The organism is Pseudomonas sp. FGI182 (genome assembly GCF_000511325.1).
Taxonomy (GTDB): Bacteria; Pseudomonadota; Gammaproteobacteria; order Pseudomonadales; family Pseudomonadaceae; genus Aquipseudomonas; species Aquipseudomonas putida_Z.
Genome location: NZ_CP007012.1, coordinates 3,422,677 through 3,441,532 on the forward strand (window position 1 = coordinate 3,422,677; position 18,856 = coordinate 3,441,532).

Genomic DNA, 18,856 nt, shown 5'->3' on the forward strand with positions numbered 1-18,856 from the left:
TAACCGGCGTCATTTCCTGAAGGCGTGGGCGTTGAGGGAATGGTTGCGCTCGACGAATGCCGACGACTCCTCGGCGTGAACAGCCAGGGTGGACGACAGGGTGACCAGAGTGGCGAACGCGAGCAGGGCATGCTTGATGGCGGTCATGGTGAAAGCCTCAGTATTTGAAAGTGAGGCGAATTCTTGGGAATTGCGGGTGCAAGAGAAATAGCGCCGCGAACAAATCAATATTGTGCGCTGTTCACGAATATAAACTTTTGAAGATGATGCAGGCCTGGACTTTTGCCCGGAAGGCAAAGGTGATTGTCACCTGAGTTGAATATCATTTTATAGCGGGCGCAGTCGGGCTAATAACCTGACCCGACTGCGTCTGGGTGCACTGCTACTTGCCCGTATATCGGAACGCCAGGATAGCCCCTGGGTTATCGAACTTCGCCGCGGCACTTCCCTGATCGTTCGTGCCCAGGCTGCTTTCAATATCCGTGGCAACGTAGATCACTTCACCCGTGGGATCAACAGCAATGTCCCGGTAGCGATTCAACGACCTGAACAAAGGTACCGCCTCCCCCACCGGCTTGGCTTTCGCCGCATCCAGCTGAACCCGATACACCACCCCACGCTTGAGGCTGGTTATCAGCAGCGAGTTGTCCCACGCTTTGTCACCTGCCGTCGAGCCCGAATAATATGTAACTCCGGACGGCGCAATGGTCGGCCAGCAGATATAGAACAGGTTGTTTTCCTTACAAACCGGCTGATTGTAGACGTAGTCGTTACCGACAGTGAAAAAGGTCTTCAGTGGCTCCACAAACGCTTTGGAGGACCACTCACTTTCCTTTTTGACCGGTATGTTCTCGGCCACTTTCAAACCATTCTGGTACTGATCCTCATCGCCTTTGCAGCCGCCCTTCGCGGCGCTGAAGTTGGCGTAGGCGTAGCCTTTGTCATCCTGATAGCCCGCGACATAGGGCCAACCGTAGTTGCCACCCTTGACCACCACGTTGAGTTCATCATCACTGTTCGGCCCCTGGTCGGTCGCAAACAGCTTGTCGCCGACAAACACCATGCCCTGGGTGTTGCGAATGCCATAGGCGTAGACGTGGCTTTTCACCCCATTGATGACCGGGTTGTCTTCGGGGATGGAACCGTCCAGGTTCAGCCGCAGGATCTTGCCGGCGTAATGCAGCCAATCGCGCTTGCCGACCTCGGCAGCGGTTGGTAGCACCTGTGCCTTGTTTTGCTCGCACAGATAGGTGAGCTGGTTCGCCCCTTGGTCGCCGACGGAATAATAAAGCTTGCTGTCCGGGCCGAAGAGCAGGCGTGCACTCTGGTGATCGCGGGCCGAGGGCAACCCCTTGATCAGGTCGGTACCGTTGCCGAGCGTGTGGGTCTTGGCATCGAAGGTGTACCGGCGAATCAGCGTGCGATTGGGGAATGCCTTCGAATCTCCGCCAGCGTAGGTCAGGGAAACATAGACATAGTCATGCCCTTTGTTCTTCAGCAGGTCCGGATGAAGCGCAATGCCGAGCAGGCCGTCCTGCTCATGATGCCCATTGGCACTCTGGGTGTGCACGGCGTCCGGTATGCTGAGGGCAACTTGCATTTCGCCGGTCTTGGGGTTTACCCGGGTGACTTTCCTGCTGACTTGCTCGGTCAACCACAAGTAGCCATCTGGCCCCATAAGCATGTTATGGGGGTTTGCCAACCCGCTAACCACCACGCTTTTTTCAAAGCCGGGCGTGACGGGAATTGCCGCACCCGGGGCAGGTGGACTATCGGCCACGGCGGTCATCGACATACCCGCCAGGTTGGCAACCAGCAGCAATGCCCACGGCCTGGTCAGTGGATGGCCTTCACCGAGTTGTTTTTCAAGTTTCCGATGTTTGATTTTCATACTGCACCCTCAGCGTCTCGTGCAAGAAACGACAACGCCCCGTTCCCCTTGACTCGCGTGGCCCAGGCGTTTGCGTTCTGGCGGCTCGAACATAAAAAAGCCCCGGCAAAGCGGGGCTCGGTTCTTTAACGGTTGGCGAAGTAAAGGGTTACTTCAAAACCAAGACGCAGATCTGTAAAGCTGGGTTTAGTCCACATCGTTCATCTCCTATACAGGACTTACGGACAATACATGCATCGCTGACTTATCCAACGTAATCGGCCTATGCCGATTCTGCCAGCGCGGAAAACAACACTCAGTGTTCCATTTCAGCAACGATTCATTCGGGCGAACCAGTGCCGATCTAGAAGGGCAACAGATAGCGCAACGTCAGCTGATTGCCCTCGGACCGGTTCCTTGCACCTTGCTCTACATAGAAGTTGGCGTAGAACGCCTGCTTGCCTCTGCTGTACATCACGCCAGGCCCCAGGGCCAGCACGCGCTCCTTGGACGCTGACTGCCGGTGGCCGTCGATCCGGTCGGCCGATACCTGCTCCAGGTGATAACCGGCAAGGCCCACCCGCCAGGCATCGGAGATTGCGTAAGACACCGAGAAGTTGCTGTGCACCGCCTCGCCGGGCTGAATGTCGTCGGCCTGCAAACGCCTGGCCGGGTCTTCGTTGCGGCTCGACCAGGCGTAATGAAGGCGCCCACTGACCTCGAGCCGGTCGGTCAGCTCCCAGGTAAAGGCGTAGTGCGGGCTGACCACCCACAGGTTGCTGCCGACGTTGATGCTGGCATCACGGTCGTAATCCCCGGTGGGCGCGGTGATTACCAGGTTCAAACGCTGCCAGTACGGGCGCCCGAACAGTTGCACCGGCGCCCATTGCAGGAGCAACGGGCTGAAGATCAGGTCGCCCTGACGCGTGCGTGAACCGTCCGGGCCGTTATCGATATCGACTTCCAGGTGCACCAGCGGCAACAGCACTTCCATACCGTAGTTGGCGCCCAGCAGCTTGTGCTCGGTGATGTAGGCCAGGTGCGGCAGCACCGTGGTGCTGTGCACTTTCTGACGCCCCGGCACCGCACTGCCGTGGCTGTCCGTGGCGTCCTGAGCGCGATAGTGCTGGATCGGCAGTTCGAACAGCATGCCTGGCCGTACGACCCCATCCAGGAAGCTGGTGTTGCCCAGCGGCAACGGCGGCAGGCTGACAGCATCGGCCACGACTTCTGCGCTGCCCAGTGCCGTCGCCAGCGACAACAGTGCAGCGGACTTTCTATAAGGCCTCATCCAGGTCTCCTGTGGGCATTCATGTTTCAACGCCAATCTGGAAACGTTAGTGCCCTCACGCTGCATGCGCTAGAGCTGATAGATTGGTCACAGAGTTCCATCTGGTGAACGATCGAACATGGAAGACCTGAACGACCTGTATTACTTCGCCCAAGTCGTCGAGCACGGCGGTTTCGCACCGGCCGGGCGGGCACTGAACATTCCGAAATCAACACTCAGCCGGCGCATCCTGCAGCTGGAGGAGCGCCTGGGCGTACGCCTGCTCCAGCGTTCCACCCGACATTTTTCGGTGACCGAGACGGGCCAGGAGTTCTTCCAGCATTGCAGGGCCATGCTGGTGGAAGCGGAAGCGGCCCGATGGGTGGTCGAACGCACCCGTGCCGAGCCCCAGGGCACCGTCCGCATGAGCTGCCCGACAACCCTGCTGCATTACCGGGTTGGCGGGCTGGTCAGTCGATTCATGGCCGAAAACCCGAAAGTGAAGGTGCATCTGGAACCCACCAACCGCCGTGTGGATGTATTGGGCGAAGGCCTCGACCTGGCGCTGCGGGTGCGCTTCCCGCCGCTGGAGGACAGCGACCTGGTCATGCGCACACTGGCCAGGAGCCCGCAGCGGCTGGTCGCGAGCCCCTCGCTGGTGGAGCGGCTGGCGCTGCAACTGCCCGTCGAACCAGAGCACCTGGGTGAGCAGCCGAGCCTGGATTGGGGGCCACCCAGGGACCACATCTGGCAACTTGAAGGGCCCGACGGCGCGCATGCCGAAATCCGCCACACGCCGCGCTACATCACCGATGACATGAGCGCACTGCGGCAGGCGGCGCTTGACGGTGTAGGCATCGTGCAATTGCCGTTCATGGTGGTTGACCAGGACCTGGAAAACGGCCGCTTGGTGGAGCTCAACCCGCAATGGGAACCGCGCTGCGGCATCGTCCATGCGGTGTTCCCTTCCCGCCGCGGCCTGTTGCCCTCAGTGCGCAGCCTGATCGACTTTCTGGCCGAACATATCTGGGAATGACCGGCGCTATGCCGGCGCCTGGCCGATGTCAGGCCGGGGCCGCCTTGCGGCCCTTCGCGGGCACGCCCGCTCCCACAAGTACGGCTGCGCTGTCGCGTAGAGAACTGAATTCGCAGCAATCCGCGTCACTCTGTGGGAGCGGCTTTAGCCGCGAAGAATCCAACGCGGTGCATGGCACCGGCTACGCCGGTGTTCGCGGCTAAAGCCGCTCCCACAGGGGCCCTGCTAATTCAACGAGTTATGTGCAGTTCTAGGAGAGCTGGCTTGCATGACCAAGCATCATCCCTTCAGCGGGCCTGTGCGTCGTGGCCAACGCACATCACGCGATCAGAACAGGCTGATCGGGTAATCGACGATCAGGCGGTACTCATCGGCACTGGAGTTGCCGCGGGTATTGCCGGGCGCGGTATAGCCATCACCCTCGCGGTGCGTTGCCCAGCGCAGGGTCAGCGACAGGTCCTTCGCCGGGCCGGCTGGCACCTGGTACTTGAGGGCAAGGTCGCGTTCCCAGTGCTTGGCGTGCTTGCCGTCCGGGTTGTAGATATAGCCATAACCGACGCTTGCTGGGTCGACCCGGGTGAGGTCGGCCTCGCCACGGGTGTAGGCCGCGATGAACTGCAGCGAGGGCGCCCCCAGCGGCGCCAGGCTGGTTTCGTACTGCAGGCGCCAGGACTTTTCACCGGGGCCGTTGAAATCGGCAAATTGCTGAGAGTTGCTCAGGTAAAGGAAGACACGGTCGTTCTGCGTGATGTAGTCGAAGGGCGTTCGGCCGTCGACCTTCTGCAAGCCCAGGGTCAGGGTCTGGCCATAGGCTGTCGCGGAGATGCCGGCGCTGTAGGTGTCGTTATCGATGTCACCCAGCTGGCTGCGCCCTTGGTCCCGGGTCTTGAAGTAGTGCAGGTAGGGTTTGAGCAGCAGCGCATCATTGACCCGAAACACCTGCGAAACCCCCAGGTAATACTGATTCCAGATGTCTTCCAGCTGGCCGCCATAAACTGTCAGCTGCAGCCCTTGCGGCCGGCCATACACCGCGCCAAGCCAGCCGATATGAGGGCTTTCGCGGTCCGCCGCCACACCCGCGCTGTTGCGCGCGCCATAGGCGGTGACCAGGTGGGAGTGGCCGCTCTGGTTGCGCAGCCGGGTAGATTCCACGAACCCGGCATCCAGCCACAGGTCGTCGATGCCATGGTTCTTCAGGGTGACGCCACGATACGTCTGCGGGAACAGGCGGCTTGTGCCGCTCGCCACCACCGGGTTCTCGACCAATTGGTCGCCGGCCTTCACCAAGGTGTCGAGGTACCTCAGCTTGAGCGCCGCGCCGGCACTGGAAAACGTGTCACCCGGCTTGAGCGATGAGTCCAGCGGGAGCAAGCCAGCGCCGCCACTTCCACCGCCGCCATCGAGCTTGATGCCGAGGAAGGCGTGCGCATCCACGCCCAACCCGACAGGCGTATCGGTGAAGCCCGAGCGGAACGAAAACAGAAAACCCTGGGCCCATTCGGTCGGGTCGCGGGGTACCAGGTCAGAGTGGTTATCGCGCTGGAAATAGTAGTTCCTCACCAGCGCATCCAGGCGCGCGCCTTCGACCAGACCGGGCGGGATGCCCAGTTCCACGGCCTGCCGGTCATTGACACCGGTGAAGATGTTGTCCTTCTGCCCCAGGGCGTTGTCGGCCTGGGCAGGCGCCGTAAGCACCAGGCCGAGCCCCAACGGGCAAAGCAGCAGGCGCCGTTTCGCGTCGAGGGTCGCCATCGTCGTGCACCTAATGCCCGCCAAGGGATAGATGGCGCATGTACTCATGTGCTGCTCCTCTACCGGCAGCCGGCAGGCGCAACGCTGCGCCTGGCCTCATCCAACCAGCTTGCTGGCGATGATGATTTCGCCGCTCAACACCTTGTGAATGGGGCAGGCATTGGCAACTTCCAGCAAGCGCGTGCGTTGCTCTTCGCTCAGCGGCCCGCTCAAGCGAATGTCACGAGCGATCTGGATCCGAGGTTCGCGCCCCAGTTGTTCCTGCTCGATGCGGATATCCACATCGATGGCTTGCAGCGGCATTTCCTTGCGCTGTGCGTACATGGCAACCGTGATGGAAGTGCAGGCGCCAAGGGATGACAGCAACAGCCCATGGGGTGACGGCCCGACATCCCCGCCGCCTGCCGCCGCATCAACATCGCTGGCCCACTGGTGCTGGCCATCTGTCACGTTCACCTGGTACGCCACGCCTGCAAACGAAGCGCGGATTGCTCGCTCTGACATTGAAACTCCTGATTGACGATTGCCTGTGGCCACCCTGCTGCACAGGCTGCAAAGCTTGAATGATAGGTGCACGACGCAACGGACGGTAGGTGATGAAATGCGCCGCAGCGTTCTGCCTGGTGAACGCTGCGCCCGGTCAAAGGCGCTACGCCGACCGCTCGAACGCCACCGCAAGAAAGTCGATCAACTCCCGCACCGCTGGCGTCAGCCCCCGCCGCGAAGGAAACAGGGCGATTACCTCGCCCATCCTGGGCACCCAGCTCTCCAGCACGTTCAGCAAACGCCCGGCGGCCAGGTCATCCTTCACCATATCCGCTGGCAGCAGCACCACGCCCACGCCCGCGAGCGCGCCCTGGTACAGCACCGCGATATCATCGGAGACCAACCGTGGGCGGAAGCGAATGGACGCCACCCCGCCTTCGGGGCCGTCCAGGTCCCAGACGTACTCCTGAACATTCGCCCCCCAGCCAAGGCTTGGCAGTTCAAACAGGTCGGCAGGCTGCAGAGGGCGGTCGTACTGCGCCAGCAAGCCGGGCGAAGCCACCAGGCACTGGCGGCTCTGCGCCAGTTTGCGCATCACCAGCTCGCTGCTTTCCAGCGGTTGATGGCGCACGCTCAGGACCAGGTCGAAGCCCTCGCCGATCACATCGACCCGCCGGTTGTAGCTCTTCACCAGCAACTCCACCGCCGGGCATTGCACCATGAACTGCCCAAGCATCGGCGCCAGGCGTGCATCCAGCAGCGAGGTGCTGCAGGCCAGCCGGACAATGCCGCTGGGCACGGCGCGACTGCGCTGGATCGCGTCCTCGGCAGCAAATGCCCGATCGACCATCGACATACAGTGATGGTAGTACTCCAACCCCACTTCGGTGACCGCGAACTGCCGGGTGGAGCGCTGGATCAGGCGCACCCCCAGGCGGTCCTCCAGATTGGCGACTCGCCGGCTCAGCCGCGACTTGGGCAAGCCGAGCGCACGCCCGGCCGATGCGAAACCGCCACACTCGACCACCTTGGTATACAGGTACAGCTCATTCAAATCGAACATCATGCTCATCGCCCACCCCCAGCTATTCGAGAATGGTCACGGTGGCAGTGGTCCCCGCACGCAAGGGTGGCGCATCGGCACTGCGCTCCAGGCGCAGCCGTACCGGGATCCGCTGGGCAAGCTTGACCCAGGTGTAGCTTGGGTTGACGTTGGCCAGCAGGCGGTTGCCCGGCTGGTTCTCGCGGTCGGTGATGGCATAGGCGATGCTCTCTACCGTGCCCTCCAGCACCTCGCCACTCATCAGGGCGATGCGCGCACGGCTGCCCACCTTGATTTTCGGCAACTTGGTTTCCTCGAAATAGCCACTGACGTGGAATGACGAACTGTCGACCAGCGCCAGCAGCGGCATGCCCGGCTGGGCATAGTCGCCCTGGCGGGTCAGCAGGTTGGTCACGTAACCGCTGACCGGGGCGCTGACCCGGGTGCGTTCGAGGTCGAGCCGGGCCTGCTGCAGCGTGGCCTCGGCGAGTTGCACGTTGGCCTGTGCCAGGCCGAGGTTGGACTGTTCGCGCAGCAGGTCGGCCTGGGCCACGGCCACGTCGGTGCCGGCCTTTTCCCATTCTTCGGCAGAGATTGCCGACATCGATTGCAGCTTGCGCCGACGTTGCTCTTCGCTGCGCCGCTGCTTGAGCTGCGCCTCGTTGGCGACGATGGCGGCCTGCGATTGCCCCAGCGCCGCACGCGCGACTTCGACGGCTCGCACGGCATGCAGCACGGCCAGCTCGTAGCGCGCCGGGTCGATCTGCAGCAGCAGGTCGCCCTGCCTGACGAACTGGTTGTCCTGCACCGGCAGCTCGATGATGCGCCCTGCCACCTCGGCCGACAGGGTCACCACATCGGCCCGCACACGGGCATCACGGGTCCAGGGCGCACGGGTGTAGTAGTCCCAGGCAAACCAGCCCAGCACCACCGCAAGCGCCAGCACCGCCAGGGTCACGGCTTTGGCAAGAACAGGTTTCAACACAGGCATATTCAGGCACTCGCTCCCATCGACAACACCAGCGCCGCGCAGATCGCGGCATACAAGGCGCCCTGCAACAGCGCCGGGTGCCACACACGCGCCAGCACGCCACTGCGCCGCAACAGGGCGTCCAGCACCAGGAACAACGGCAACCCCAGCAACAACGCCTGGGCAATCGGCGGCAGGTAGACCCCGCCAAACTCGAAATCAACGGGCATAGGCGCCCTCCTCCTCAGGCAACGTCTGCGCTGCCAGCACCAGTCGATAGCGCTGCAGCAACTGGCCGGCAACCGATAGCGCGACCCGCAGGATGAACAACTGCCGCAGCGTCTCGCGGCCCGCCTCGGCGTGTGCCTGGTGCAGCGCATCCAGGGTTTCGGCAAGCTCGGCCAGCTCGCGCAACAGCCCGTCCACATCCACCCGCCGGCGTGCGCCGATCAGATCCGCCATCTCCTGCAACCCTAGGCGCAAACGCGCCCTCGTGCCTTCAGGCAACACCGTGAGGTTGACGCACTGGGCATGCGCCTGGCCCAGCGCAATGGCCAGCGCCGGGCACACCAGGCTGCAATCGAACAGCTCCCGGGAGCGCGCATCAGTGACGGCGGGCAACAGGCCGATCATCGCCGACAGGCGGTCCAGCATGCGGCTCTCGAAATCGAACTGACGCGCCACGCTGGCAGGTGCCGTCACGTACTCATGCACATCCTCGCGGGTCTGGCGGAACAGCCGGGCCATGCGCTTTTGCGGGTTGAACGGGAACACCAGGGCGAACACCGCCATCGCCAGCCCGCCAGCCGCCGCATAGCCACCGGCAAACTCGAACCACTGCATGGCACTGTTGTGGTAGGCGCCGACATTCTGCGGCCCGATCATCAACAGGCTGATCAACCCGATGCCCATGCCGATGCCCGCGGTCATGGGGCTGGCCAGGCCGACGGCCGCCAGGTACAGCAACGGCACCAGGCACACGGCAAGCATTTCGAAATCGGTGAACATCGGCAGCAGGGCAAACTGGTACACGGCGGACAACAGCAGCGCGACCAGCAGACCACGGTTGTAGTTCTGGCTGGCCAGCAACGGCCGCGGCAGCGTCGCCATCAGCGAGCACATGACGCCGATCAGGATCACCCCGGAACGCGCGCCGTCCCAGGCCGTTTCGATCCACAACCAACCGGCGAGAAACAGCGCCAGAAAGGCCCGCACGGCGTTCATGCCGGCCAGGCGGAAGTCCAGATGCAGCGCGCTGGCCTGCCCTTGGGCATGGGGGCAACTGGCGCCCCTGCCCTGCTGGATCGCCTCGTTGAGCTCGATCAGTTCGTTCAGCTGCTGCAGCAGGCGCGCCTGCTCCCAGCGCAGGGCCCAGGCCAGCGAGCGCATGCGCGGGGGCAAGGGCTCGTCGAGAAACTCGACCCGGTCAGCGGCGGCGTCGAAGCGCTGGTACAGGTGGTGGATCGCTTCGCGGCGCTGCGCCGACAACTTCACGCCGTCACGGGCCAGTGCCTCCAGGTTGTCCAGCTCGTCCTGGCGCAACAGCTGGATTTCTTCTGGCAACGGCCCTTGCCAGTGCTGCTTGATCAACTGCCGCTGTTGGCGCAATACCAGCAGGCGCGACACCAGCAGCACCAGTTGGTTGGCCAGCAGCTGCACCAGCCCATCGGCATTGCGCAGGTGCGGCGCGTCGAAATAGAGATGGCGGCGCAGGCCTTCCAGCACACTGATCTCGCTGATCAATTGCGCCTGCCGCTGGTGCAGCGCGGCTTCGTCCTCTTCGCTGCGCACCACCTCGGCGGCGTGCCGGGCGATCAGCTTGACCAGGCTATCGACCTTGCTGAAGTAGCCCTGCGCCACTGCCTGTGGGCGCGCGCTCAACAAACTGACCACGGCCACGCAGGCCACCGCCAGCAGGGTTTCGGTCAACCGAGTGATGGCCAGCAGGAGGATGCCGTCCGGTTCCGGCACGGCCAGCATCGCGACCACCACAGCGGTAAACCCGCTGAGGACGAAGGCATGCGAGTCGGTATAGCGCAGCAGCGTGCCGCCCGCCGTGCAGAACGCCAGCCACAGGGCCAGGCAGACGATGAAAGGCATTGGTGCCTGGGGGAACAAGGCCATGATCACCACCGCCATGGCCGCCCCCGCTGCGGTGCCCAGTACCTGGGCGAAACTGCGTTTGAGGGTCATGCCGGCCAACGGCAGGCTGATGATGATCACGGTCATCAGCGCCCACTTCGGTTGTTCCAGGTCGAAGATGAACGCCAGGTAGAGGCACAACAGGCCTGCAACGATGGTACGCAGCGCAAAGAACAGCACCCCACGGCCAGGGTTCAAGGCCATCTTGAAATAGGAAATCAGTGGAGCCATCCGGCACCTCGGGACACGGCCAGGGAGCCGCGCATGGGCATGGCATTCCGGGCCGGGTTGATTCATGAGCTGGAGGCGTCTCTACGCATCCGCGAGCACACTCACATTACCGTTCAAGTGCGCGAGTCGAGCAACCGTAAGATATATAAGCAGATTAACTGACGACAGGTTGGATTCCGGGACACTGTGTCCCATCTCGCGAACAACGAACCAGGCATGCCATTGGGGCGCCCCTTGCGCAGGGCATGCTAAATACTATGTGCATGCACCTTATCAAGGAGCCTGCAATGATTGCGGTACGCGAAGCCTGGAAAGCCGGCCTGTTCAAGCGTGAACACTGGATGCGCAACCTTGTATCCGGCCTCATCGTCGGGGTTGTCGCGCTGCCCCTCGCCATGGCCTTCGCCATCGCTTCCGGGGTCAAGCCGGAGCAAGGCATCTACACCGCAATCATAGGCGGGCTGCTGGTTTCCTTGCTGGGCGGCTGTCGATTGCAGATCGCCGGACCGACCGGGGCCTTCATCGTGATCCTCGCTGGGGTGACGGCGAAGTACGGAGTGGACGGCCTTCAACTGGCCACGATGATGGCTGGCGCCATACTGCTGGTACTTGGCGTTACCCGCCTGGGCGCAGTCATCAAGTTCATTCCCGACCCGGTGATCGTCGGTTTCACCGCCGGCATCGGCATCATCATCTGGGTGGGGCAATGGCGTGATTTCTTCGGCCTGCCCGAAATCGAAGGCGGGCACTTCCACGAAAAACTGTGGCATCTGTTGCAAGCCCTGCCAGACCTCCACATTGCCACGACGCTGCTTGCAACATGCAGCCTTGCTTTGCTGATCCTGACGCCAAGGTTGCCCGTGCTGAAACGCCTGCCCGGGCCACTGGTCGCCATGGTGTTCGCGACGCTGGTCCAATCCCTGTTCCATTTCGACGGCGTGGCTACCATCGGCACCGCCTTCGGGGCGATCCCACAAGGTTTGCCGTCACTCACCTGGCCCGAGGTCTCCCTGGCGCGGGTGATCGAACTGATCGGGCCAGCGTTTGCGATCGCCATGCTGGGGGCCATTGAATCGTTGCTCTCGGCTGTCGTCGCCGACGGCATGGCAGGGACCAGGCACGACTCGAACCAGGAACTGATCGGCCAAGGGGTCGCCAACCTGGTAGTGCCACTGTTCGGGGGCTTTGCCGCCACAGGTGCGATTGCCCGGACAGCGACCAACATCCGCAATGGTGCTACCGGGCCACTGGCCGGCATCATCCATGCGCTGACACTGGTACTGATCATTCTGTTCCTGGCGCCACTGGCATCGAACATTCCACTCTGCGCACTGGCGGCGATTCTGTTCGTCGTCGCCTACAACATGAGCGAGCTGAAGCATTTCAAGCGCATGCTGCAACGCGCACCGCGAGCCGACATCGCCATCCTGCTCGTCACCTTCACCCTGACGGTGTTCAGCGACCTGGTGATCGCCGTGAACATCGGCGTCATCCTCGCCATGCTTCAGTTCATGCGCCGCATGGCATCGTCCGTCGAAGTCCAGCAGGTGGTCGAAGAGGAACTGGCCAATGAACTGCACAGCAACGGCCAGGCATCGCTACCCCCCGGCGTGATGGTGTACACCATCGAGGGCCCGCTGTTCTTCGGCGCCGCTGAAACCTTCGAGCGCGCGCTGTCACAAACGCATACCGACCCTGAACTGCTGGTGATCTGCCTGAAGCGGGTGCCCTTCATGGATATCACCGGGCTGCAGACCCTGGAGGAAGTGATCCAGCAACTGCATGAACGCCAGATCGTGGTGAAACTGTGCGAAGCCAACGGCAAGGTGCTTGGCAAGCTGGAAAGGACCGGTATCCTGCGGCTGCTTGGTCCCGGGCACTATCACCAAACGCTCGGTACCGCCCTGCTCGAGGCGCAGGCACCGGCGGCACAAAACTGACTTGTGGCACAAGCGATCGGGGAGCCATGCACGCGCATGGCTCCCCGGCCGGATTACTTCGGCAGCTTGCTGAAGCTGGTCATCAGGTTGCGGTAGTCCGGGATGTGGTTGGAGAACAGCGTGCCCAGGCCTTCGATGTCGTTGCGCCAGTCGCGGTGCAGCTCGCAGGCCACGCCGAACCAGGTCATCAGCTGGGCGCCGGCGGCTTCCATCCGGCGCCAGGCCGAATCACGGGTCAGTTCGTTGAAGGTACCGGAGGCATCGGTGACCACGAACACATCGAAGCCTTCTTCCAGGGCCGACAGTGCCGGGAAGGCCACGCAAACCTCGGTCACCACACCGGCGATGATCAGCTGCTTCTTGCCGGTGGCCTTGACCGCCTTGACGAAGTCTTCGTTGTCCCAGGCATTGATGTTGCCCGGGCGCGCGATGTACGGCGCGTCAGGGAACTGCTCCTTGAGTTCGGGCACCAGCGGGCCATTCGGGCCGTTCTCGAAGCTGGTGGTGAGGATGGTCGGCAACTTGAAGTACTTGGCCAGGTCCGACAGGGCCAGCACATTGTTCTTGAAACGGTCGGGTTCGATATCCCTTACCAAAGAGAGCAAACCCGTCTGGTGATCCACCAGCAGTACGGCGGCGTTATTCTTGTCCAGTCGCTTGTATTGAAAGGCCATGATGTTTTCCTTACTCGGGTTGGATGCGTTTGGTATGACTTCGCCCAAACAATGGCGCCCCGGTAAGATAACCAGCCAGGCAGAGCCGTGACAGGCTGGCATCCGCAACACAGAGTCCCATTTCAGGAACAGCCACCTGGCACTGCGCGAACCCCTGTAGGAGCGGCCTTGTGTCGCGATAGGGCTGCGAAGCAGCCCCGGCAATTTGTGCGTTTGCGCTGAAATCCTGGGGCTGCTTCGCAGCCCTATCGCGACACAAGGCCGCTCCTACAAGGGGCCGCGCAAGGCCATGGGATTGAGGCTTCAGCCCAGCAACTGGCTCAACACCGCACGCAACTTCCCCGGTTTGACGGGCTTGTTCAGCAACGGCGCACCGAGCTTGTTCAAGGAGCGTCGGCACTGATCGCTGCGGTCGGCAGTGATGATCACCGCGGGAATGGCGACGCCGAAATGTTCACGCAAGTGCCTGACCACCTCGCAGCCGACAACACCGTGGTCCAGGTGAAAGTCCGCCAGGATCAATTCCGGTGCCCGCCCCTGCAAGGCCAGCAAGGCCCCGGCCTGGTCGGTAGCGGTAACCACTTCGCAGCCCCACTGCCCGAGCAGCGCGCCCATGCTCTCGAGGATGCTCACTTCGTTGTCCAGTACCAGCAGGCGGCGGCCTGGCAACGGGTTGCCGGCGCCCGGCTGCGGCGCGGCCTGGTGGATAGGCAGCGGCATGGCTTCGCCGATCGGCACGTCGATGCTGAACATCGAGCCACGCCCCGGCCACGAACGCACCTCGATGCGGTAGCCGAGAATCTTGGCGATCCGCTCGACGATGGCCAGCCCCAGGCCCACGCCCTTGCGATCGGCGGCGCGGCCTACGTCCAGTTGGTTGAACTCGAGGAAGATGGCCTGCAGCCGATCCGCCGCGATGCCCCGCCCGGTATCCCACACCTCCAGGCGCAAGTGGTCGCCGCGGCGCCTGGCCCCCAGCAGGATCCTGCCCTCGTCGGTATAACGGCAGGCGTTGCTGAGAAAGTTGCGCAGGATACGCGTCATCAGCCGCAGGTCGGTACTGATGGCGTAGTCGCCAATGCGCGCGCGCAGCTTCAGGCCTGCCGCATCGGCCACCGTGCGAAACTCCGAGACCAGTGGCCCGAACAGTTCGTCGAGGCGGTACAGCGCCACGTCCGGCTTGACCGCCGCCTGGTCGAGCCGGGAAATGTCCAGCAGGTCGGTCAGCAGGTCTTCGGCACCCTCCAGGGCCTGGTGGGTACGCTCAACCAGCACCTTTTCCGCGTCTGGCAATGGCCTTTCGCGCAAGGTCGAGATCAGCAGCCGCGCGGCATTCAGCGGTTGCAGCAGGTCATGGCTGGCGGCAGCGAGGTACTTGTCCTTGCTGCGGTTGGCGGTTTCCGCGGCGTCGCGGGCATCGCGCAGGGCGCGGGCGATCTGTTTGCGCTCGGCGATCTGCTGTTGCAGGTTGCGGTTGGCCTCAAGCAGTTCATCGGTGCGGGCGGCCACCCGTTGCTCGAGCTCGTCATTCAGTTGCTGCAGGCGCTGCTGGGCCAGCTTGCGTTCGGTGATGTCGGCGACAAACCCTTCCACCAGCCCTTCCTGGCCGGGCTTGAGCAACAGGTTCATCAGCACATCGAGGTGGCTGCCATCCTTGCGCCGCAAGCGGGTTTCATAGCCGTGCAGGCTGCGTTCACGGGCGAGGGTCGCGGTGATGGCGTGCAACTCTTCGGCCCCGCCGACAAACAGGTTGGCGGCAAGGTCCGTCAGCGGAAACAGCAACGCTTGCGGGTTGTCGTAACCGAGCATGCGTGCCAACGCCGGGTTGGCGGCACGCATGCCGTCTTGCAGGCTGGCCTGGAAAATCCCGTGCACGGCGTTTTCGAACAGCCACTTGTAGCGGTTGCGTTCGGCCTCCAGTTCGTCCAGGCGCGCCGCCAGCTCCGGGTAATGGCTCTTGCGCGCCGAGTGGTCGCCCAGCCCCAGCAGCCCGGCCAGCGCCCGTTGCTGCTCGTCAGAGGGCCTCGCCATAGACCACCTCGACATCACGCTGGCTCGACGCACGCGGGTTGGTGAGGATGCACGGGTCATCCATCGCATGTTGCGACAGGAACGGGATATCGGCCGTGCGCACCCCATGCAGGCCCAGGGTTTCGTGGAAGCCGATGGCATGCTTCAGGGCGATCAGGTGCTCCACCAGGCGCGCGCAGATCTGCCGGTGGTTGAGGCCGCGACAGTCGATACCCAGCACTTCGGCAATCACCTTGAAACGCTCCGGTGCCGAGCTGTAGTTGAACGCCACCACGTGCTCCACCAGCACCGCATTGCACAGGCCATGCGGCAGGTCGAGGAACCCGCCGAGGCTGTGCGACATGGCGTGGACCGCACCCAGGATCGCATTGGAAAACGCCAGCCCCGCCTGCATGCTGCCCAGCATGATCTTCTCGCGCAGGGCGATATCGGTGGGGTTGGCGATCATTTCCACCAGGTTGCCGTTGATCAGGCGCATGGCCTCCAGCGCATGGGGGTCGGTCAGCGGGCCGTGGCCGGTGGAAACGAAGGCTTCGATGGCATGCACCAGCGCATCGATACCGGTGCAGGCCGACAGGAACGGGTCCATGCTCAGGGTGGTTTGCGGGTCGATCAGCGACACGTCCGGCACCACCGCCTTGCTGACGATGGAGAACTTCATGCGCTCCTGCTGGTTGGAAATGATCACGAACTGCGACACATCCGCCGAAGTGCCGGCCGTGGTCGGGATCAGGATCAGCGGCGGGCTGGGCACGCGGATCATGTCCACGCCTTCGAACTCGAGGATGCTGCGCCCATGGGCGACCACGATGCCGATGGCCTTGCCGCAATCCATCGGGCTGCCGCCGCCGACCGCGACGATCACATCACAGTGGTTCTGCCGGTAGATCTCGGCACCGAGCATCACCTCTTCGACCCGTGGGTTGGGTGATACGGCGCTGTACAGGCAGTAGTCGATGCCCTGGGCCTGCAGGCTGGCCTCCACGTCCGCCACCCAACCGGCGGCAATCACACCGGGGTCGCTGACCACCAGCACCTTGCGCGCACCGAAGGTCTTGGCGTAATTGGCGACATTGTGCCGGCAGCCGGCACCAAAGATGATCTCGGGCGAAACGAACTTGCGAAGCGGGCTGAAACTCTGGCTCATCGGTAAGCCTGTTCTTATTGTTCTGGAAGGTAACCGCCAGCGTAAAGCATCCCGTAGCGAAAGCAACCAGACCAAAGCGTGACCACGGCTCATTCGATCCAGTACTTGGCACGGGCCACCTCCAGGAACGCCAGGATGTCCTCGTCGAGCCCCGGCACACCAGGGAAGCGCTGAGCCAGGCGGTCGATGACAGCCGCCACGCTGCGCTGGCCGTCCAGCAACTCGAGCACCCAGCCGGCACTGGCATTGAGCTCGATGATGCCCTCGGGGTACAGCAGCACATGGCACGCCTGACGCGGCTCCCAGCGCAGGCGAAAGCCCTTGCGCAAGGCCAGGGCTTGTTCGCGATCGATCAGGTTCACAACAGGCTTGCTCAGTGAAGAACCGGCCATCGCGCTGATGGCCGGACAGGCATCAACGATTGGCGAAGTACATCGTCACTTCGAAGCCGATGCGCAGGTCGGTAAAGGCGGGTTTAGTCCACATGGGGCATTCCTCTTCTTGGTGCCGGGCGATTCCGGTAGAGGCATTAATGCACGAGGGGCGGCGGGGCCGAATGCTACTTTGGGACAGGTTTGCGGGGTGCGTTGGTAGGGGTAACACGGAGCTGCTGTGGATTTGTGCATGGCAGTGCCGGCCTCTTCGCGGGCTCGCCCGCTCCCACAGGGACTGCACAAGTTTCAAGACCAGTGCAATACCTGTGGGAGCGGGCGAGCCCGCGAAGGCCGCGACGCGGTTTAGAAGAAGCCCAGCGGGTTGATGTCGTAGCTCACCAGCAGGTTCTTGGTCTGCTGGTAGTGATCGAGCATCATCTTGTGCGTCTCGCGGCCCACCCCGGACTTCTTGTAGCCACCGAACGCGGCATGCGCCGGGTACAGGTGGTAGCAGTTGGTCCACACACGCCCGGCCTTGATCCCACGGCCCATGCGATAGGCACGGTTGATGTCACGGGTCCACAGCCCCGCGCCCAGGCCAAACTCGCTGTCGTTGGCGATCGCCAGGGCTTCGGCTTCGTCCTTGAAGGTGGTCACGCCCACCACCGGGCCGAAGATCTCCTCCTGGAACACGCGCATCTTGTTGTTGCCCTTGAGCAAGGTCGGCTGGATGTAGTAACCGCTGGCCAGGTCGCCGTCGAGCCGTTCGGCAGCGCCACCGGTGAGCAGCTGCGCGCCCTCCTCCCGGGCAACCTGCAGGTAGGAAAGGATCTTGTCGTATTGCTGCTCCGAGGCCTGGGCACCGACCATGGTCGCGGTGTCCAGCGGGTTGCCACGGGTAATCCTGGCAATCTTCTTCATCACCTCGGCCATGAACGGCTCGTAGATCGATTCCTGGATCAGCGCCCGCGACGGGCAGGTGCACACCTCGCCCTGGTTGAAGAACGCCAGCACCAGGCCTTCGGCTGCCTTTTCGATGAACGCGGGCTCGGCCTGCATGATGTCTTCGAAGAAGATGTTCGGCGACTTGCCGCCCAGTTCGACGGTGGACGGGATGATGTTCTCGGCCGCGCACTTCATGATGTGCGAGCCCACCGGGGTGGAACCGGTGAAGGCGATCTTGGCGATGCGCTTGCTGGTGGCCAGGGCTTCGCCGGCTTCACGGCCAAAGCCCTGGACGATGTTCAGCACGCCTGCCGGCAGCAGGTCGGCGATCAGCTCGGCGAAAATGGTGATGGACAGTGGCGTCTGTTCCGCCGGCTTGAGCACCACGCAGTTGCCGGCGGCCAGGGCCGGGGCGAGCTTCCAGGCGGCCATCAGCAGCGGGAAGTTCCACGGGATGATCTGCCCGACCACGCCCAGCGGCTCGTGGATATGGTAGGCCACGGTGCCTTCGTTGATCTCGGCGGCGCCGCCTTCCTGGGCACGGATGCAGCCGGCGAAGTAGCGGAAGTGGTCCGCCGCCAGCGGCACATCGGCGTTGAGGGTTTCGCGCACGGCCTTGCCGTTGTCCCAGCTTTCGGTAACGGCCAGTACTTCGAGGTTCTGTTCGATGCGGTCGGCAATCTTCAGCAGCACCAGGGCGCGGTCCTGCACCGAGGTCTTGCCCCAGGCCTCGGCAGCGGCATGCGCGGCGTCCAGGGCCTGCTCGATGTCCTGGGCGCCGGAGCGCGGGAACTCGGCAATCGGCTGGCCGTTGACCGGCGAGCTGTTGGTGAAATACTGGCCGCCCAGCGGCGGCACGAATTCACCGTTGATGAAGTTGCCGTAGCGTGGCTTGAAGGACACGATGGCGCCTGGGGTTCCGGGTTGTGCGTAGATCATGCTGAGC

18 protein-coding genes are annotated in these 18,856 nt (G+C 63.0%); 2 read left to right on the plus strand and 16 right to left on the minus strand.

The window, feature by feature from the left end:
• Positions 1 to 9 precede the first annotated feature (9 nt).
• The 4 genes from C163_RS27325 to C163_RS15105 all read right to left on the minus strand — a co-directional run bounded on the left by C163_RS27325 (position 10) and on the right by C163_RS15105 (position 3,161).
• Complete coding sequence (locus tag C163_RS27325; protein ID WP_023662445.1) at positions 10 to 147, minus strand: hypothetical protein; 138 nt, start codon at positions 145 to 147, stop codon at positions 10 to 12.
• Between the two features lie 235 nt (positions 148 to 382).
• On the minus strand, positions 383 to 1,891 hold the full coding sequence (locus C163_RS15100; protein ID WP_177325762.1) for a glucose/sorbosone family PQQ-dependent dehydrogenase: 1,509 nt from the start codon (positions 1,889 to 1,891) through the stop codon (positions 383 to 385).
• 125 nt (positions 1,892 to 2,016) lie between these two features.
• The gene (gene pqqA / locus C163_RS26540) at positions 2,017 to 2,088 is read right to left on the minus strand and encodes a pyrroloquinoline quinone precursor peptide PqqA (RefSeq protein WP_003106462.1); all 72 of its coding nucleotides are present in this window, start codon (positions 2,086 to 2,088) and stop codon (positions 2,017 to 2,019) included.
• Positions 2,089 to 2,234: 146 nt separating this feature from the next.
• Positions 2,235 to 3,161: a transporter gene (locus C163_RS15105; RefSeq protein WP_038408178.1), complete on the minus strand. Its 927-nt coding sequence runs from the start codon at positions 3,159 to 3,161 to the stop codon at positions 2,235 to 2,237.
• A gap of 118 nt (positions 3,162 to 3,279) precedes the next feature.
• Between C163_RS15105 and C163_RS15110 the strand changes: the two genes are divergently transcribed.
• Positions 3,280 to 4,176, plus strand: coding sequence for a LysR family transcriptional regulator (locus C163_RS15110; protein WP_025339540.1), 897 nt, complete (start codon positions 3,280 to 3,282; stop codon positions 4,174 to 4,176).
• Positions 4,177 to 4,503: 327 nt separating this feature from the next.
• On the opposite strand, the gene C163_RS15115 is transcribed toward C163_RS15110, so the two are convergent.
• From C163_RS15115 to C163_RS15140, 6 genes are all read right to left on the minus strand, one after another.
• Complete coding sequence (locus tag C163_RS15115) at positions 4,504 to 5,928, minus strand: OprD family outer membrane porin (RefSeq protein WP_025339541.1); 1,425 nt, start codon at positions 5,926 to 5,928, stop codon at positions 4,504 to 4,506.
• A 96-nt stretch (positions 5,929 to 6,024) separates the two neighbouring features.
• On the minus strand, positions 6,025 to 6,432 hold the full coding sequence (locus C163_RS15120; RefSeq protein WP_025339542.1) for an OsmC family protein: 408 nt from the start codon (positions 6,430 to 6,432) through the stop codon (positions 6,025 to 6,027).
• A 145-nt stretch (positions 6,433 to 6,577) separates the two neighbouring features.
• Positions 6,578 to 7,477 (minus strand): LysR substrate-binding domain-containing protein, encoded by a 900-nt coding sequence (locus C163_RS15125; protein WP_025339543.1) that lies wholly within the window; start codon positions 7,475 to 7,477, stop codon positions 6,578 to 6,580.
• A 22-nt stretch (positions 7,478 to 7,499) separates the two neighbouring features.
• A complete protein-coding gene (locus C163_RS15130; RefSeq protein WP_025339544.1) occupies positions 7,500 to 8,438 on the minus strand; it encodes an HlyD family secretion protein in 939 nt (312 codons plus the stop codon).
• Between the two features lie 11 nt (positions 8,439 to 8,449).
• Positions 8,450 to 8,656: a DUF1656 domain-containing protein gene (locus C163_RS15135; RefSeq protein ID WP_025339545.1), complete on the minus strand. Its 207-nt coding sequence runs from the start codon at positions 8,654 to 8,656 to the stop codon at positions 8,450 to 8,452.
• Positions 8,646 to 10,799, minus strand: coding sequence for an FUSC family protein (locus tag C163_RS15140; RefSeq protein WP_025339546.1), 2,154 nt, complete (start codon positions 10,797 to 10,799; stop codon positions 8,646 to 8,648). Before C163_RS15140 ends, C163_RS15135 begins: the two co-directional genes overlap by 11 nt.
• A gap of 287 nt (positions 10,800 to 11,086) precedes the next feature.
• On the opposite strand from C163_RS15140, the gene C163_RS15145 reads away from it, so the two are divergent.
• Positions 11,087 to 12,739 (plus strand): SulP family inorganic anion transporter, encoded by a 1,653-nt coding sequence (locus C163_RS15145; RefSeq protein WP_025339547.1) that lies wholly within the window; start codon positions 11,087 to 11,089, stop codon positions 12,737 to 12,739.
• 53 nt (positions 12,740 to 12,792) lie between these two features.
• On the opposite strand, the gene ycaC is transcribed toward C163_RS15145, so the two are convergent.
• The 6 genes from ycaC to C163_RS15170 form a co-directional block, all read right to left on the minus strand.
• On the minus strand, positions 12,793 to 13,413 hold the full coding sequence (ycaC, locus tag C163_RS15150) for an isochorismate family cysteine hydrolase YcaC (RefSeq protein ID WP_025339548.1): 621 nt from the start codon (positions 13,411 to 13,413) through the stop codon (positions 12,793 to 12,795).
• Between the two features lie 303 nt (positions 13,414 to 13,716).
• Entirely contained in the window at positions 13,717 to 15,444 is a 1,728-nt protein-coding gene (locus C163_RS15155; RefSeq protein WP_025339549.1) for a NahK/ErcS family hybrid sensor histidine kinase/response regulator, read from the minus strand.
• Positions 15,428 to 16,591 carry an alcohol dehydrogenase-like regulatory protein ErcA gene (ercA, locus tag C163_RS15160; protein ID WP_025339550.1) on the minus strand — a complete coding sequence of 388 codons (1,164 nt, stop codon included), beginning with the start codon at positions 16,589 to 16,591 and terminating at the stop codon, positions 15,428 to 15,430. The genes C163_RS15155 and ercA overlap by 17 nt, the downstream gene beginning before the upstream one ends.
• An 89-nt stretch (positions 16,592 to 16,680) precedes the next feature.
• Positions 16,681 to 16,953, minus strand: a complete 273-nt coding sequence (gene pqqD / locus C163_RS15165; protein ID WP_025339551.1) for a pyrroloquinoline quinone biosynthesis peptide chaperone PqqD — start codon at positions 16,951 to 16,953, stop codon at positions 16,681 to 16,683.
• A 52-nt stretch (positions 16,954 to 17,005) separates the two neighbouring features.
• Positions 17,006 to 17,077: a pyrroloquinoline quinone precursor peptide PqqA gene (gene pqqA / locus C163_RS26545; protein WP_003253598.1), complete on the minus strand. Its 72-nt coding sequence runs from the start codon at positions 17,075 to 17,077 to the stop codon at positions 17,006 to 17,008.
• A 251-nt stretch (positions 17,078 to 17,328) separates the two neighbouring features.
• Positions 17,329 to 18,849 (minus strand): aldehyde dehydrogenase family protein, encoded by a 1,521-nt coding sequence (locus tag C163_RS15170; protein ID WP_025339552.1) that lies wholly within the window; start codon positions 18,847 to 18,849, stop codon positions 17,329 to 17,331.
• Positions 18,850 to 18,856: the final 7 nt, after the last annotated feature.